The sequence below is a fragment of the Stenotrophomonas sp. NRRL B-14846 genome (assembly GCF_050473585.1).
Lineage (GTDB): Bacteria > Pseudomonadota > Gammaproteobacteria > Xanthomonadales > Xanthomonadaceae > Stenotrophomonas.
This window is the reverse complement of record NZ_JBFLUN010000023.1, coordinates 405044-421502: the sequence shown is the minus strand read 5'-3', so window position 1 is coordinate 421502 and position 16459 is coordinate 405044. Positions and strand designations below refer to the sequence as shown.

Here is a 16459-nt window from a genome sequence, read left to right as displayed (position 1 = left end):
ACGGGCCTCGATCAGGCCATCGGCTGGGCGATATCGGCAATGCGGTAGCCGGCGCTCTGCACGGTGTGCAGCAGCGGACGGTCGAACGGCTTGTCGATGATCTTGCGCAGGTTGTACAGATGGCTGCGCAGGGTGTCCGAATCCGGCAGGCCGTTGCCCCAGATCTCGCGTTCGATCTCCTGGCGGGTGACCACGCGCGGCGATTCGCGCATCAGGATGGTCAGCAGGCGCAGGCCGATCGGCGACAGCTGCAGCTCGGTGCCGGCACGGGTCGCCCGCATGCTGACCGGGTCGAGCACCAGATCGGCCACCTTCAGCACCTCCGAACCGACCTGGCGACGTTCGCGACGGATCAGCGCGCGCAGGCGGGCTTCCAGCTCCTGGATCGCGAACGGCTTGGTCAGGTAGTCATCGGCGCCGAAACCCAGGCCGGTGAGCTTGTCGTCCAGGGTGTCGCGTGCCGTGAGCATCAGCACCGGTGTGGACTTGCGCGCATCGTTGCGCAGGCGACGGCATACTTCGATGCCATCCAGGCGCGGCAACATCAGGTCGAGCACCACGACGTCATAGCTGTTCTCCGCCGCGAGGCGGTAGCCATCCAGGCCGTCCTGTGCATAGTCGACTTCGAAGCCGCGACCTTCCAGGTATTCCCCGATCATCTCGGAGATATTGCGGTTGTCTTCGACCACCAGCACCAAGCCGGAAGTCTCCTTCGTCTGACGCATGTGATTCCCTCTAACTTCAGCTTTGTGAAACATGCCGGATCGACGGTGGACGTGATGTGAAGTTCCGTCAAGAGGAAATCAAAACGATTCAGAGCAGCGGCCTGAGCAGCGGCCAGACATTGTCCAGCACCTTCGGCTGCGCCTGTGCCGTGGGGTGCAGGCCATCGGCCTGCATCATGCCCGGCTGCAGGGCCACGCCCTCCAGCAGGAACGGCAGCAGCGGCACCTTGTACTGCGTGGCCAGCGCCTTGTAGGCCGCTGCCAGGCGCTGGCGATACGCCGGCCCATAGTTGGGCGGTACGTCGATGCCCAGCAGCAGCACCTTGGCACCGGCCTTCTGGCTGGCCTGCACCATCTTCTCCAGGTTGCCCTGCACCTGCGCCGGGGTCAGCCCGCGCAGCGCGTCATTGCCGCCCAGCGCGATCACCACCACGGTCGGCTTTTCCCTCGCCAGCAGGCCCGGCAGGCGGGTCAGCGCGCCGGCAGTGGTTTCCCCGCTCATGCTGGCATTGACGATGCGCGCCGGGGTTTTCGACTGCTGCCTGACCCGCTGCTGCAGCAGGCTGACCCAGCCGGCGTCGACAGGGATATTGTGGGCAGCACTGAGGCTGTCGCCGAGCACCAGCACGGTGCCGGCCGGACCTTTGGCACAGGCCAGCCCGGGCAGCAGCAGGAACCCTAGCAGCAGCACCATCATCGCGCCGGCTCGCCGGCTCCATCCCGTCTTGCGCATTGGAGTCTCCTCATCGACAGCCTGTCCCCCCGCAGCGCGTCCGTCGCCATCGCCGTCGACCAGGTCGGCAAATCCGTGCAGGGCCCGGAGGGTGAAGTCCACATACTGGACAACATCACCCTGACCGTCCATGAAGGGACCAGCGCGGCCATCGTCGGCGCCTCCGGTTCCGGCAAGACCACCCTGCTCGGCCTGCTGGCCGGGCTGGACCTGCCCAGCCGCGGCCGCATCGCCCTGTCCGGCCAGGATCTGGGCGATCTCGATGAAGAGGCGCGCGCCCAGCTGCGCGCGCGCGAAGTCGGCTTCGTGTTCCAGAGCTTCCACCTGCTGCCGGCACTGACCGCCGCCGAGAACGTCGCACTGCCGCTGGAACTGGCCGGGCGCGAGGACCGCGCGCGGGTGGACGAGGTGCTGGCGCAGGTCGGCCTGGCCCATCGCGCCCGCCACTACCCGCGCCAGCTGTCCGGCGGCGAGCAGCAGCGCGTGGCGTTGGCACGTGCCTTCGTCACCCGCCCGCGCATCCTGTTCGCCGACGAACCGACCGGCTCGCTGGACCACGCCACCGGCCAGCACATCAGCGACCTGCTGTTCGAGCTCAATGCCGGCAGCGGCACCACCCTGGTGCTGGTCACCCACGACCTGCGCCTGGCCCAGCGCTGCCAGTACATCCACCGCATCGACGACGGCCGCCTGTTGCCGGTCGAGCGTGGGGCACAGGCATGAACGTGCTGCGGCACGCGTGGCGCGCGCTGCGCCGCGAGGCCCTGGCCGGCGACCTGCTGACCGTGTTCGCCGCGCTGGTGCTGGGCGTGGCGGTGATGACCGCGGTGGGCACGCTGGTGAACCGGGTCAACCTGGCGCTGACCGGCAGCGCGGCGGAAATGCTCGGCGGCGACCTCGGCATTGCCGGCCGCGACGACCCGCCGCAGGCGTTCGCCGACGAGGCACAACGGCGTGGACTGGCCTACACCCGTATCGCCAGTTTCGGCAGCGTGCTGTTCAACGGCGATGCCAGCCAGATGGCCAGCATCAAGGCCGTGCAGGCGGGCTATCCGCTGCGCGGCACGCTGCGGGTACGGGCCACGCCCGGCGGTGCATTGATCGCCGATGCCGGCATGCCGCCCAAGGGCCAGGCCTATGCCGACCCACGCCTGCTGCAGGGGCTGGGGCTGAAGGCCGGCGATGACCTCGAATTCGGCGCCGGCACGCTGCGCATCGCTGGCATCATCGAGGCCGAGCCGGACAGCGGCGGCGACCTGCTGACGCTCTCGCCGACCCTGCTGGTCAACCGCGCCGATGTGGAAGGCACGGGACTGCTCGGCCCCGGCAGCCGCATCAACTACCGGCTGATGTTCGCCGGCGCGGCGGAGCCGATCGCGGCGCTGCGCCAGTGGCTGCTGCCGCAGGTGAAAGGCCTGCGCCTGCTGAGCGTGGACGACACCCAGCGTGGCGTGCGCCAGGCCTTCGACCTCGCCGGGCGCTTCCTCGGCCTGAGTGCACTGCTGGCCGTGCTGCTGGCCGGTGTGGCCACGGCGCTGGCGGCCAACCGCTTCGCACTGCGCCGCATCGACCAGGTGGCGATCCTGCGCTGCCTCGGCGCGCGCCAGCGCGACATCCTGCTGGGCCTGGCGCTGCAGTTGCTGATGCTGGCGGTACCGGCCTGTGCGCTCGGCATCGGCCTGGGCATGGCCGCGCAGGAAGGCCTGGTGCAGGTGCTGGGCAGCCTGGTGCCGCAGCGGCTGCCGCTGCCGGAAGCGATGCCTGCGCTGACCGGCGCCGGCATCGGCCTGTTGCTGCTGTTCGGCTTCGGCCTGCCGCCGCTGCTGCGCCTGCGCGGGGTGCCGCCGATGCGCGTGCTCAACCGTTCCTTCGCCGCGCTGCCGCCGGCCTCGTTGCTGGCCTATGTGGCGGCGTTGGCCGCCAGCCTGCTGCTGGCGGTGCAGGTCACCGGCGACCTGAAACTGGCACTGTGGGTGCTGGGCGGCCTGGCCGCACTGGCGGTGGCGGCCGGTGGGGCCGGCTTCGTGCTGCTGCAGCTGCTGCGCGGCCTGCAGCACCGCCTGCATGGCAACTGGCGGCTGGGCCTGGCCGCGCTGACCCGGCGCCGGCTGCTGGCGGTGATGCAGCTGGTCGGGCTGTCGCTGTCGCTGTGCGCGCTGTTGCTGCTGGCAGTGACCGGCCCCGGCCTGCTGCAGCAGTGGCGCGAGCGCCTGCCTGCGGATACCCCCAACTACTTTCTGATCAACATCCAGCCCGAGCAGCGCGACAGCGTGCTGGCCACGCTGCGTGGACTGGGCGCCAGCGACGCCAGCATCGAACCGATGGCCACCGGCCGCCTGATCGCGATCAACGGCAAGCCGCCGCTGCGCGTGGACCGCTCGCCTGAACAGAACGGGCAGCCGGCGTCCAGCGAGGCCCAGCGCGACGACGATGACGAGAACCGGCCGTTGAACTTCAGCTGGCGCAGCACCTTCCCGCCCGCCAACACGCTGGTCAACGGCGCCTTCTGGAAGGCCGACAGCACCGCGGCAGAGGCGTCGGTGGAAATCGGCTGGGCCAAGCGCTACGGCGTGTACCCGGGCGACCGCATCAGCATTGCAGTGGGCGAGCAGGAACGCGAATTCACCGTGACCAGCGTGCGCAAGGCCGACTGGAACACCTTCCGGCCGAACTTCTTCGTGCTGCTTAACCCGAATGCGGTGGGCGACACCCCGCACAACCTGCTGTCGGCGTTCCATCTGCCGGCCGGCAAGGCGGCCGGACTGGGCGAGCTGGTACGCGCGCAGCCGAACCTGTCGCTGCTGGACGTGGACGCGGTGATCTCGCAGGTGCGCGATGTGATGGAACGGGTGGCGCAGGCGGTGCAGCTGGTGATGGTGTTCAGCCTGCTGGCGGGCGTGCTGGTGCTGCTGGCCGCGCTGCAGGCCACGGCCGGCGAACGCCGCTACGACAGCGCGGTGCTGCGCACGCTGGGCGCGACCCGGCGCCAGCTGCGCGGCGCGGTGCTGGTCGAGTTCGGCGCGCTGGGCACGCTGGCGGCGTTGCTGGCGGTGGGCGCCGCCGCGGCCATCGGCGTGGCGGTCTCGCAGAAAGTGTTCGAGCTGCCGTTGCTGCCGCCGTGGCCGGGCCTGCTGATGGGCGGCGTGGTCGGCATCGCGTTGAGCCTGCTGGCCGGCTGGTGGGGCACGCGGGCGATCCTGCATACGCCGCCGGCACTGGCGCTGCGCGAGGCCTGACGCGGCCGTGACACGCATCGGGGGGCGCCAGCGCTATGCTGCGCGCCCCACCCCCACGAGATCGCCCGGATGCCCGGCACGTCGTTCGCCGCTTACCTCTACCCGGTGTTGCTGCTGCTCGGCAGCAACATCTTCATGACCTTCGCCTGGTACGGCCACCTGAAATACAAGAGCGCGCCGCTGATGATGGTCATCATGGTCAGCTGGGGCATCGCCTTCTTCGAGTACTGCCTGCAGGTGCCCGGCAACCGGCTGGGCAGCGCGGTGTATTCGGCGCCGCAGCTGAAGGGCATGCAGGAAGTGATCACGCTGCTGGTGTTCGCGGTGTTCTCCGCGTTCTACCTGGGCCAGCCGCTGAAGTGGAACCACTACGCCGCGTTCGGGTTGATCGTGGCGGCGGCGTTTCTGATGTTCAAGGAATAGCAATGAGACACGGCTTCTGCCTGCGCGCGCTTCTCGTCGGCGTGCCGCTGCTGTTGGCGATGCTGCCCGCGTGTGCCCGCACTGCGGTGGGCCATGTCCCGGACCCGGTACAGGCCTTCGTGCTGGAAACGGTACTGGCCGATGAGGTGCGCGCCTTCCATGAGGGCCGCCAGACCTATCTGGTTCCGGCCGATGCAGCGCACGCGCGTGGTGATGCCGAGGTGCTGGCCGACCTGCGCGCGGAGTTCGACCGGTTCTACCGGGGGCAACCAACGCCGAGAAAGGAAGTGGCGCACATGGCGATCCTGGTCGCGCAGACCGCGCTGCTGCTGCCCGACCCGCAGGCGTGCAGCACGGACCGCGCGCGCTGCAGCGACGCCATCATGGGCGTCCGCACGCGCGATGACGAGGCGAGCCTGCAGGCCACCCTGCGTACGTTCCAGGACGCCGGGGTGGACCTCACCACGCTGGGTGGACCGGCGTCCTGAGTGCGAGGCAAAGGTCAGTAGATCCACGCCATGCGTGGATGCGGTTCACAACGCCTGCTGCTTCGCCCAAGCCACGGTCGTATCCATCGCACGCTGCATTCCCGAAAGCGATATGAACACGCAGATCTCGTCCTTGGCATTGTCATCCCCTACCCGGTTGTGGACTTCGGTGTAGTACGGGTGACTTTCGAAAATGACGCTACGGACGATGTTGCCGCTGGTCAGATGCTTTGCGGAGAAAATGGGGTTGGCTTCGCGGTCTTTTGTGCCATCGACGAAGAACACGTTGCAATGCGGGCTGCGGAAGTCTTCAGCACGCAAATTGGCCGCGTGGATGCCAGCCGTGAACGCGTCGAGGAAATGCTGTTCGAGACGATCATAGACCTGCGGATCGGACAGGTAGGTTTCGAACGCCTGGCGCTCTTGCACGAGCATCAGCGAACCCCATTCTCGGATAATGGAATCGCAAAGACACGAACCACGTCGTGACCTGTGGGACCATCAGCGCGGCTCTCGCAGAAGCGAAAGCCAGCGAGCATGCCAGCGTCTTCGAACACGGAGCGCACAACGTCGATCTCAGCCGAAGCCACCCTGCTGGATTCGTGCCGACGGCGGTTCCCGAACGCAAGGCCCTCGGGGCCTGGATAGTAGAAGACGCTTGGAAGCAGGATGCCTTCTTGCGCGTGCAACTCGAAGTCGTTGAAGCTCAATGCGAGGAACATCTCCGAGCCCGTGCCACCGCGCACCTTGCCAGCAATGCGGACGATTGAAAGGACGTGACTGCAAAGACTGAGCAGATAGGCCGATGTCCATCGAGGCCCAAGGCGCTCCAGCACTCCATCGATCCGACTCAAGCGCGAGACAAGTTCCACCTCCTCGAAGTCGTCGATTTCAAGATAGAAACTGTCGATGTCGTCGCAGGCTTCACCGGACAACAGTTGACTGCAGAGCTCGGAGAGTTTCATCGACCGGCATGATCATGGGTGGAATGAACCACCTACCCTATCGCACACCCAACCTACGATCAGAGGTTTCGAGGAAATTTGGCCAATTGCGTCAAAGCAATACGCATCAGGCGCCATGTAACGCAACCGCAAGCATGGATGCCACGTGCAATCGCCGGCGAAGAGCGTGCCGAGCAAGCTCGGCACCTACCAAAGCAGAGGTCCGCCCAGTAGATCCACGCCATGCGTGGATGCGGTGCCGAGCAAACCCGGCACCCGCCGGCGCCGTGGCGATCAGCCTTCCTTCGGCGCCTTCTCAACGTACTTGGCAAACACGTCGTCGATCTGCGTGTCCTTCACCTTCTTGCCGGACTGGATCTCTTCAGCCTGGGTGAACAGCGGGATGATCATCGCCATGCCGTCGAGCTTGGTCTTCAGGTGCACGCCCGGGGCCTGGCCGAGGAAGCCGTCCCAGCGCTGGCGCACCTTGGCCCAGTAACCGGCGGTGGCCTTCCAGTAGTCGCGGGCGGGGGTGAAGTCGATCTCGGTGGTCTTCACGTAGTCGTTGAAGCCGAACTCGCGGGCGATCTCCACCTGGCTGCCGTCGGCGTTGCGCTGCACCTTGGTGTTGAACTGCTCGTGGGTCCAGCCATTGGGCGTGAGCGTGTGGCGGTTGACCACGGCCAGCGCGTTGTAGTCGCTGCGCTTGGTGTATTCACGACGCGGCAACGGGCGCCAGCTGAGGTCGCTGGTCCAGGTCGGCACGTTGTTGGTGTAGGTCCAGGTGCCGGTGCCGCAGTAGCGCGGTGCATCGCTCACTTCGTACACGCACTGGGTCCAGGCGCCCTTGTTCACGGCTGCCGGGATGCTGCGCACCTGCCAGGTCTGGTCGGCACTGAACTCGAAGCGGTTCGGCGCTTCGTAGACCCAGTCCTGGCGCCAGTGCTTGGTGATGTGGCCGCTCTTCTCGTCCAGCAGCAGGTGCTGCAGCACGATGCGCCTGGGGGTGTCCTCGACCACGATGACCAGCTCGTTGCCGCCGCTGCGCATCGCCGGCGCACGCTCGTAGCCGGGCTTGAGCAGCACGGTCTCGTCGAAGGCGAAATCGACGGTGTACTCGCCCTGCATGGCAAGGATGCTGTCATGGTCGCGGGCGATGTCGGAGGGCTGCGCGCTGGCCACGCCGCTGGCGGCGAGCAGCAGCATGACGCTGGCTGTCTGGAACTTCATCGGGGTCTTCCTTCGGGGTTGCAGATGTAGTGAGAGGCCGTCCGTGGCCGACAGGCGTTCCATCAGGAAAGGGTCACAGCCGGATCAGCGGCAGGTCGCCGGGAACCCGCGGCGCCGGCCGGCGCGCGGCGTCGGCGCAGCAGCAGTCGTCGATCGCCAGCTCGCCTTCGGCACCTTCCAGCCGCGCGATGCGACGCGCGGTGGCTGCGCCCAGCGAGGACAACGTCGACAGGCTTGCAGCGAGGGTGCGGCCATCGTCGGCGGCATGCAGGCGCAACGTGCACAGGCGCCAGCGCTGGCCGCCGAGGTGCCCGGCCAGGCGCCGCCACAGGCGTTCGCCGACACTGCCATCGCTGTCATGTTCTGGGCCCGGCGGCAACGCCGCGACCAGCCGGTCCCAGGCCAGGAAATCGCTGTCGGGCAGCAGGTACAGGCGCCACACGCAGCGTCCGCGGGCATCGAGGAAACACAGGCTTTCGCGCACGCCCTCGCTGTCCACGCCCTGGCAGGCATGCACGCGTACTGCCTGGCGCCAGCCACCGAGCTCGTTGCCGTCAGCGCGGTACAGGCACAACACGGTGCCGAGCGTGGCCAGCTGTGCCGGCGTCGGCCAGGCCGCGCTGCCCTGCGCGGCGATGGCGTCGTTCCTGCGTGCGGACAAGGCTCGGCTCATGAGGTCACCAGGAAACGGCAAGGCTTGCGGAGAGGGTGCGGCCCGGGCTGGTATAGCGATCCAGCACGCGGCTGGTCGGCGACAGCGTCGAACCCACGTTGGACCAGTCGATGTAGCGCTTGTCGCCCAGGTTGAACACGCCGACGTTGAAGGTCGCGCCCGGGGCGAAGTTCCAGTGCGCCATCAGGTCGGCCACGCCGTAGCCGGCCGGGCGGTACACCGTGGCCGCAGTGACGCGGTCCTTGCGCTTGACGAAGGTACCGGCCAGTTCGACGCCCCAGGTATCGGTGTCGTACATCAGGCCGACGGTGCCACGCAGCGGGTCGACCGAATCCAGCGGCGTGTCTTCGGTCTTGTTGTCACCGCGCGACCACGCCACCGAACTGCGCAGCGCCCAGCCCTGCAGCGCCGGGCTGATCTGGCCGAAGTCGACGCCGGCCTTCATCTCGGCACCGTAGATGCGCGCATCGGCGATGTTGCGCGACTGGAACACCATCAGGCCCTGGGCGTTGGTACCGACCAGCGACTGCGACTCGATGAAGTCCTTGTACTCGTTGTAGTAGCCGCTGAGGCTGACGTAGGCCGCCGGCGACAGGAAGCGCAGGCCCAGCTCCATGCCGTCACTGGTTTCCGGCTTCAGGTCCGGATTGGGAATGGCGGTGTAACCGAAGGCGAAGTTGGTGAAGCCCAGGTTGACGTCGTTGTACGGCGGCGAGCGGAAGCCATGCGAGTAACCCGCGAACAGCGACCATTCGTCGGTGAAGCGATAGACCATGCCCAGCTTCGGCGACACGCTGGTCTTGGTCAGCTTCGCCACCGCAACGCCGGGATTGTCTTCGGCGAAGATGCTGTCCACCTCCGGCTTCAGTTCGTAGCGGTCCACGCGCACGCCCGGCACCAGCGACAGCTTGCCGTTGGCCATGCGCATTTCATCCTGTGCGTACAGGCCCAGCTCGGTGGTCTTGCTGATCGGGAAATCGCGCACCGGGAAGGCGTCGGGCAGGATGGTGGTGCTGGTCTGGCCATTGGCCAGCACCTGGTAGCCGTCGCGCTTCTGGCGGATCTCGGTGCGCGCGCCCTCGAAGCCGTAGGTCAACGCGTGCTCGACGCTGCCGGTGCTGAACGCCTTGTTGAACTGCGCCTGCAGGCCGTACACGCGCTGGTCGAAGTTGAACTCGCGGTGGCGGCGGCTGCGGTTGGCGCGGTCCTCATCGGTGATCTGGGTGGTTTCACTGTGCTGGGTATACAGCTGCCAATGCAGGCTGTCGGCGAAGCCCTTGTCCAGCGCATCCATTTCATGGGCGAACGACACGCGGGTGCGGTTCTGCGTGTCGCGTGCCTTCATGCCAGTGGTGGTGGTGCGGTCGATCGAGGACAGCACGTTGGTATCGGTGTTGTCTTCGTTGCCTTCCACGGTCAGCCGGAAGCGCTGGTCCTCGCTGGGTGCATAGACCAGCTTGGCCAGGCCACTGCGGCCATCGCGGTCCTGCGGGTTGGGCGCGGTGCGGGTGTTGTCGAGGCTGCGCACGTCGCCCTTGTTGTCGGTTTCCTGGCCCTGGCGATGGTTGATGTTGACCATGCCGCTCCAGTGTTCGCCGCCGAACGCACTGGTGACGCCGCCGAGCAGGCCTTTCCACTCGCCGTCATAGCCGAACTTCAGGCCGACGTAGCTGTCCTTGCCATCCTTCAGGTAATCGGCCGGATCCTTGGTGACGAAGGCAACCACACCACCGAGCGCATCGGACCCGTACAGCGAGCTGGCCGGGCCGCGCACGATCTCCACGCGCTTGAGCGTGTCCAGGTCGGTGAAGTTGCGGTTGGCGTTGGAGAACGAGCCGATGTTGAAGCTGGTCGGCATGGCGATGCCATCGGTCTGCACACGCACGCGGTTGCCGTCCAGGCCACGGATGCGGATGCTGCCGAGGCCGAAGCGCGCGGCGCTGCGGCTGACCGACAGGCCCGGCTCATAGCGCAGCAGATCCTTGATGTCCTGCACCAGGTGCCGGTCCATCTGCTCGCGGTCGATGACGTCCACGGTGGCCGCCACATCGCTCACCGCCCGCTCGGTACGGGTGGCGGTGACCTGCACGCGGTCGAATTCGCGCGCGTCGGGTGCGGCGGTGGCCACGGCAGCAGCATGGGCGGACAGCGGCAGGGCCATCCAGACGGCAAGGCAAAGGGCGGTTTGGCGGGTCATCGGGTTCGTTCGGTCAGGCAGGGGAACCCCCGGTTACCGGCACACCCGGAGGGTGCACGCGGTAGACCGAGGGGGAGAGAGCGGGAGCGGACGGGTCGCCCACCCTGTCGGCGCAGCCGGCAGGAGGGAGGGGGGCGGGCGACCAGGCCGCGATTACTTGGTCAGGATCAGCTTGTCGTTGCTGGTGTGCCGCAGGCGATAGAAGCGGTCGCCGTGCTGGATCAGGATTTCACGACGGCCCTTGAGCAGGGCTTCGCTGTCGATGACCTCTTCCGGCGGAACGACACGGACCGGACGATCGCGGAGGGTCAGCGTTTCGGGGCGCAGCAGTACAGGTTGAGCATTCATGAGCATCTGGACTCGTGCGAGGGACGAGTTAAATGATAATGATTCTCAGTTGACAATCAACAACCATTCTCAATTTCATTGATGAGATTAATGATCGAATTCGAAAATTCGATAGACCTCATCAATCAGAATGGCGTGGCGCCCTTGTAGCGTCGAGCCATGCTCGACTGCTCTAGGCGCCGTCGCCTGGGAACTCCCGCGCTGCGCGCGGAGTCGAGCATGGCTCGACTCTACAGGGAGCTGTCAGGCGAAGACGGCTTCGACCTGCGCCCAGCCGGCGGCGTCAACCTGCTCCAGCACGTCCAGCGCCTGCAGGTTCTGCAGCAGCTGGCTGACCCGGCTGGCACCGAGGATCACGCTGGAGACGTTCGGGTTGCGCAGGCACCAGGCGATGGCCAGCGTGGCCGGGGCGTGCCCCAGTGCGCGCGCCACCTCGCTGAAACGGCGCACCTGGGCCAGGCGGGTCCCGGCGTCGTCACCCAGCACCAGCGCCTGCAACCATTCCATGCCCTCGCGGCCCAGCCGCGCGTCGGCCGGAATGCCCTGGTCGTACTTGCCGCTCAGCAGGCCCGAGGCCAGCGGCGAGAAGATGGTGGTGCCCAGGCCGGCACCGGCATACAGCGGCGCGTACTCGACCTCGACCCGTTCGCGGTGCAGCAGGTTGTACTGCGGCTGTTCCATCGACGGGCCCTGCAGGTTGCGCGCCTCGGCGATGTCCAGCGCCTGCTGGATCTGCACCGCCGACCACTCCGAGGTCCCCCAGTAGAGGATCTTGCCCTGCCGCACCAGGGTATCCATGGCATGCACGGTCTCGGCGATCGGCGCGTCCGGATCCGGGCGATGGCAGTAATAAAGGTCCAGGTAATCCACCCGCAGGCGCTTGAGCGCAGCGTGGCAGGCGTCGGTCACATGCTTGCGCGACAGGCCGCGCTGGGTCGGCCGCGGGTCCTTGGCGCTGCCGAAGAACACCTTGCTGGAGACGCAGATGCCATCGCGCGGCAGGCGCAGGTCGGCGATCACATCGCCCATCACCTGTTCGGCGCGGCCGTTGGCATAGCCCTCGGCGTTGTCGAAGAAGTTGACGCCATGGTCCCAGGCGGCAGCCACCAGGTTGCGGGCCTCGTCGCGCGGGATCTGGTCACCGAAGGTCACCCAGGCGCCGAAGGACAGGGCGGAAATCGGCAGGCCGGTGGAGCCCAGGCGACGGTATTGCATGCGAATCTCCTGCTGCGGGCCCGCATCCGGGCCGGGATCGAGCCCCATTCTACCTGCCGCCGCCGGCCGCAAGCCCTTGCCGTTGCTGGCCTGATCGGTACCGATGGGTGCGCGCACGCTGCTTTTTCTTGCCCCGGCCCCTGCCCTGCACTAGGCTTCCCGTTTTTCGCGACGCCCCAGGGGAGTCACTCACATGGTCGAAGGTTTGGGCAGGATCGGCTTCGGCCTGTTCGGGTTGGCGGTGCTGATCGGCATCACCTGGTTGTTTTCCAACAACAAGCGTGCGGTTGACTGGAAGCTGGTTGCCACCGGTATCACCCTGCAGATCGCGTTCGCGGCGCTGGTGATCCTGGTGCCGGGCGGGCGCGACGTGTTCGACGCGCTGGGCAAGGGCTTCGTCAAGGTTCTCAGCTTCGTCAACGAGGGCTCGGGCTTCATCTTCGGCTCGTTGATGGACACCAAGAACTACGGCTTCATCTTCGCCTTCCAGGTGCTGCCGACCATCATCTTCTTCTCGGCGCTGATGGGGGTGATGTACCACCTCAACGTCATGCAGGCGATCGTGCGCGTGATGGCGTGGTCGATCACCAAGGTGATGCGCGTGTCCGGCGCGGAAACCACCAGCGTCTGCGCCAGCGTCTTCATCGGCCAGACCGAGGCGCCGCTGACCGTGCGCCCGTACATCGCCAAGATGACCCAGTCCGAGCTGCTGACCATGATGATCGGCGGCATGGCCCACATCGCCGGCGGCGTGCTGGCGGCCTACGTGGGCATGCTCGGCGGTGGCGACCCGGCGCAGCAGGCCTTCTACGCCAAGCACCTGCTGGCGGCGAGCATCATGGCCGCACCGGCCACCCTGGTCGTGGCCAAGCTGCTGATCCCGGAAACCGGTACCCCGCTCACCCGCGGCACGGTGAAGATGGAAGTCGAAAAGACCTCCAGCAACATCATCGACGCGGCCGCCGCCGGTGCCGGTGACGGCCTGAAGCTGGCGCTGAACATCGGCGCGATGCTGCTGGCCTTCATCGCCCTGATCGCGCTGCTGAACGCCCCGCTGACCTGGATCGGCGATGTGACCGGCCTGGCCGCCGCCATTGGCAAGCCGACCAACCTGTCGACCATCTTCGGTTACGTGCTGGCTCCGATCGCCTGGGTGATCGGCACCCCGTGGGCTGATGCCACCACCGTTGGTTCGCTGATCGGCCAGAAGGTCGTGATCAACGAGTTCGTGGCCTACACCGAGCTGTCGCAGATCGTGAACGGCCAGGTGGCCGGCGTGAGCCTGTCCGAGGAAGGCCGCCTGATCGCCACCTACGCGCTGTGCGGCTTTGCCAACTTCAGCTCGATCGCGATCCAGATCGGCGGCATCGGCGGCCTGGCGCCGGAACGTCGCCACGATCTGGCCAAGTTCGGCCTGCGCGCGGTGCTGGGCGGTACCATTGCCACCTTCATGACGGCGACCATCGCCGGCGTGCTGACGCACTTCAGTTGAACCCTTGGTTGAGAAAAGATTCCCTATGAGCAGCAGTGTCGTTGTCGTCGGTTCCTTCAATGTCGATCACGTGTGGCGGTGCGAGTCGCTGCCGGCACCGGGTGCGACCATTGCCGGCCGTTACAGCACCGGCCCCGGTGGCAAGGGCTTCAACCAGGCCGTGGCCGCCTGCCGCGCCGGCGCCGACACCCACTTCGTGTGCGCGTTGGGCGATGACGCCGGTGGCGCCACCGCGCGCGAACTGGCCGCACAGGATGGCTTCGCGCTGATCGCCGAGGCCAGCAGCGAGCCGACCGGCACCGCAGGCATCTACGTCGATGCCCGTGGCCGCAACACCATCGTGATCGGCCCGGGCGCCAATGCCGCGCTGAGCACCGACTTCCTGCAACAGCAGCAGGCCCTGCTGACGGCCGCCAAGGTGGTGCTGGTGCAGCTGGAATCGCCGGTACCGACCATCGAAGCGGCGCTGGCCACGGCCCGCGAAGCCGGTGTCACCACGGTGCTCAACACCGCACCGGCCGACGCACCCTCGACCATTGGCCTGCTCAAGCTGGCCGATGTGATCACCCCGAACGAGACTGAGTTCGCCGCCCTGCTCGGCCGCCATGTCGGCGAGCGCGTGGAAGCCAACGACGTCGCCGCGCTGGATGGCGCCAGCCTGCACGCGCTGTGCCGCAAGCTGGTCGGCAACGGTACCGTGGTGGTGACCCTGGGTTCGGTGGGCGTGTTCGTGTCGCATGCCGATGAGAACCTGCGCGGCGATACCCAGCCGTACTACCGCGTGGGTGCCGAACAGGTGCAGGCGATCGACACCACCGGTGCCGGTGATGCCTTCAACGGTGCGCTGGCCGCATCGCTGGCGCAGGTGGCCGACGCCCCGTTCGCCCGCCACGTGCGCTTCGCCAACCAGTTCGCCGGCCGTTCGACCGAGAAGGAAGGCGCCGCTGCGGCGATGCCGCGCTTCACCCCGGCCGATTCCGAAGCAAGGTAGATCCACGCCATGCGTGGATGAGAGGGCCCGGATGTGCAGGCACCCGGGCCTTTCTTTTGGCCAGTTCCCAGCGGCTGCGACTGCCGGTCGCATTGCCCATACCCTGCCCCTCGCCCACCATCCGCGCAGCTTCCTTGCACGGGCAGGACATGGACGGATTCCCCTGGTTGCTGGTCGCGGCCGCCGGCAGTGCCATCGCGGCCCTGCTGCATATCGGCTGCATCGCTTTTGGTGCCCCCTGGTACGGGTACTTCGGTGCTGGCCCGCGCATGGTCCGGCTGGCACAGGCCGGGCATTGGTGGCCGCCGCTGATGACCGCCGGCATCACGGCCGTGCTGGTGGCCTGGACCCTGTATGCACTGGCAGCCGCGGGCTGGCATTCGCCGCTGCCGGGCAGCCGCCTGGTGCTGCCCGGTATTGCTGCATTGCTGCTGCTGCGCGCGGCGATGGGTTTCGGCCTGGCGTTGTTCCGGCCGGGGTACAACGGCGCGCGCTTCTGGGCGGCCAGCTCGCTGGTCTGCCTGGGCCTGGGGCTGGCCTTCGCCGTGGGGACCCGCCAGGCCTGGCAGAGCCTGGGGTAGCCGCCCACCATCGCCCGCCCCTGGGGGCGGCGGAAGCAACCGTCAAGCATCTGCTGATGCCGGTACGGCATGAGGTCGGTGCCGATCGGCCTGAACCGGACCGTGCCCGACACGGCCGTACCGCCGCCCGCGCCCTACAATGGGCGCATGCAGATCGGCCCGTACACCATTGCCCCCAACGTCGTGCTGGCGCCCATGGCTGGCGTCACCGACAAGCCCTTCCGCCTGCTGTGCAAACGGCTGGGTGCGGGACTGGCCGCCTCGGAAATGACCATCAGCGACCCGCGCTTCTGGAACACGCGCAAGTCCATCCATCGCATGGACCATGAGGGCGAACCGGCACCGATCAGCGTGCAGATCGCCGGCACCGAGCCGCAGCAGCTGGCCGAGGCCGCGCGCTACAACGTGGACCACGGCGCGCAGATCATCGACATCAACATGGGCTGCCCGGCCAAGAAGGTGTGCAACGCCTGGGCCGGCTCGGCACTGATGCGCGACGAACAGCTGGTGGCGCGCATCCTCGAAGCCGTGGTCAACGCGGTGGACGTGCCGGTCACGCTGAAGATCCGCACCGGTTGGGATTGCGACCACCGCAATGGCCCGGTGATCGCCCGCATCGCCGAGGCCAGCGGCATCGCTGCGCTGGCCGTGCATGGGCGCACCCGCGACCAGCATTACACCGGCCAGGCCGAGTACGGCACCATCGGCGAGATCAAGGCGGCGCTGCGCATCCCGGTGATCGCCAACGGTGACATCGACTCGCCGCAGAAGGCCGCGTACGTCCTGAAGGAAACCGGCGTGGATGCAGTGATGATCGGTCGCTCCGCGCAGGGCCGGCCGTGGATCTTCCGCGAGGTGGCGCACTACCTGGCCACCGGCGAGGAACTGCCGCCGCCGTCGCTGGCGGAAGTGCGCGACATCCTGCTTGGCCACCTGCATGCGCTGCATGCGTTCTATGGCGAGCCGCAGGGGGTGCGCATCGCGCGCAAGCACCTCGGCTGGTACGCCAAGGACCGGCCAGAGAATGCTGCCTTCCGCGCAGTGGTCAACCGCGCCGAAGACCCGCAGAGCCAGATCGCACTGACCACCGAGTACTTCGACCGCCTGATCGCCGGGGAACCGGCGTTGCCATCTGCTGCCTGAGCGTACTGCCACGCCGTCGAGTCGAGCTTGCTCGATTCCT

The 16459-nt window shown here is 67.3% G+C and carries 17 protein-coding genes; 8 read left to right on the top strand and 9 right to left on the bottom strand.

The annotated features are described in order from the left end of the window. Positions 1 to 11 precede the first annotated feature (11 nt). Together AB1281_RS23695 and AB1281_RS23690 are read right to left on the bottom strand one after the other, a co-directional pair. Positions 12 to 725: a response regulator transcription factor gene (locus tag AB1281_RS23695; protein WP_002811889.1), complete on the bottom strand. Its 714-nt coding sequence runs from the start codon at positions 723 to 725 to the stop codon at positions 12 to 14. 88 nt (positions 726 to 813) lie between these two features. Further along, positions 814 to 1458 carry an arylesterase gene (locus AB1281_RS23690; protein WP_430344807.1) on the bottom strand — a complete coding sequence of 215 codons (645 nt, stop codon included), beginning with the start codon at positions 1456 to 1458 and terminating at the stop codon, positions 814 to 816. Positions 1459 to 1533: 75 nt separating this feature from the next. Here AB1281_RS23690 and AB1281_RS23685 point away from each other — a divergent pair, with 75 nt between their 5' ends. The 4 genes from AB1281_RS23685 to AB1281_RS23670 all read left to right on the top strand — a co-directional run bounded on the left by AB1281_RS23685 (position 1534) and on the right by AB1281_RS23670 (position 5605). Continuing rightward, positions 1534 to 2181 (top strand): ABC transporter ATP-binding protein, encoded by a 648-nt coding sequence (locus tag AB1281_RS23685; protein WP_014036021.1) that lies wholly within the window; start codon positions 1534 to 1536, stop codon positions 2179 to 2181. After that, entirely contained in the window at positions 2178 to 4694 is a 2517-nt protein-coding gene (locus AB1281_RS23680) for an ABC transporter permease (protein ID WP_430344806.1), read from the top strand. Before AB1281_RS23685 ends, AB1281_RS23680 begins: the two co-directional genes overlap by 4 nt. Before the next feature lie 69 nt (positions 4695 to 4763). Beyond that, on the top strand, positions 4764 to 5117 hold the full coding sequence (locus tag AB1281_RS23675; RefSeq protein ID WP_138953239.1) for a DMT family protein: 354 nt from the start codon (positions 4764 to 4766) through the stop codon (positions 5115 to 5117). Between the two features lie 2 nt (positions 5118 to 5119). After that, positions 5120 to 5605, top strand: a complete 486-nt coding sequence (locus AB1281_RS23670) for a hypothetical protein (RefSeq protein ID WP_430344805.1) — start codon at positions 5120 to 5122, stop codon at positions 5603 to 5605. Between the two features lie 45 nt (positions 5606 to 5650). Here AB1281_RS23670 and AB1281_RS23665 read toward each other — a convergent pair whose 3' ends face one another. The 7 genes from AB1281_RS23665 to AB1281_RS23635 form a co-directional block, all read right to left on the bottom strand. Next, positions 5651 to 6040, bottom strand: a complete 390-nt coding sequence (locus tag AB1281_RS23665) for a hypothetical protein (RefSeq protein ID WP_430344804.1) — start codon at positions 6038 to 6040, stop codon at positions 5651 to 5653. After that, on the bottom strand, positions 6040 to 6570 hold the full coding sequence (locus tag AB1281_RS23660; RefSeq protein ID WP_430344803.1) for a hypothetical protein: 531 nt from the start codon (positions 6568 to 6570) through the stop codon (positions 6040 to 6042). The genes AB1281_RS23665 and AB1281_RS23660 overlap by 1 nt, the downstream gene beginning before the upstream one ends. 273 nt (positions 6571 to 6843) lie before the next feature. After that, positions 6844 to 7779: a DUF6607 family protein gene (locus AB1281_RS23655; protein ID WP_430344802.1), complete on the bottom strand. Its 936-nt coding sequence runs from the start codon at positions 7777 to 7779 to the stop codon at positions 6844 to 6846. 73 nt (positions 7780 to 7852) lie between these two features. Continuing rightward, positions 7853 to 8452, bottom strand: coding sequence for a Hemin transport protein (locus AB1281_RS23650; protein WP_049444399.1), 600 nt, complete (start codon positions 8450 to 8452; stop codon positions 7853 to 7855). 4 nt (positions 8453 to 8456) lie between these two features. Continuing rightward, a complete protein-coding gene (locus AB1281_RS23645) occupies positions 8457 to 10649 on the bottom strand; it encodes a TonB-dependent hemoglobin/transferrin/lactoferrin family receptor (RefSeq protein ID WP_430347208.1) in 2193 nt (730 codons plus the stop codon). Positions 10650 to 10802: 153 nt separating this feature from the next. After that, entirely contained in the window at positions 10803 to 10997 is a 195-nt protein-coding gene (gene hemP, locus AB1281_RS23640) for a hemin uptake protein HemP (protein WP_005412278.1), read from the bottom strand. Between the two features lie 243 nt (positions 10998 to 11240). Further along, positions 11241 to 12212, bottom strand: a complete 972-nt coding sequence (locus tag AB1281_RS23635; RefSeq protein WP_430347207.1) for an aldo/keto reductase — start codon at positions 12210 to 12212, stop codon at positions 11241 to 11243. Positions 12213 to 12405: 193 nt separating this feature from the next. Between AB1281_RS23635 and AB1281_RS23630 the strand changes: the two genes are divergently transcribed. From AB1281_RS23630 to dusB, 4 genes are all read left to right on the top strand, one after another. Further along, complete coding sequence (locus tag AB1281_RS23630; RefSeq protein ID WP_049444396.1) at positions 12406 to 13704, top strand: NupC/NupG family nucleoside CNT transporter; 1299 nt, start codon at positions 12406 to 12408, stop codon at positions 13702 to 13704. A 25-nt stretch (positions 13705 to 13729) separates the two neighbouring features. Further along, positions 13730 to 14695, top strand: coding sequence for a ribokinase (locus AB1281_RS23625; protein WP_430347206.1), 966 nt, complete (start codon positions 13730 to 13732; stop codon positions 14693 to 14695). 149 nt (positions 14696 to 14844) lie between these two features. Next, entirely contained in the window at positions 14845 to 15276 is a 432-nt protein-coding gene (locus tag AB1281_RS23620) for a hypothetical protein (protein WP_430347205.1), read from the top strand. A 147-nt stretch (positions 15277 to 15423) separates the two neighbouring features. Next, positions 15424 to 16419 (top strand): tRNA dihydrouridine synthase DusB, encoded by a 996-nt coding sequence (gene dusB, locus AB1281_RS23615; RefSeq protein WP_101766374.1) that lies wholly within the window; start codon positions 15424 to 15426, stop codon positions 16417 to 16419. The last annotated feature ends 40 nt before the right edge of the window (positions 16420 to 16459 follow it).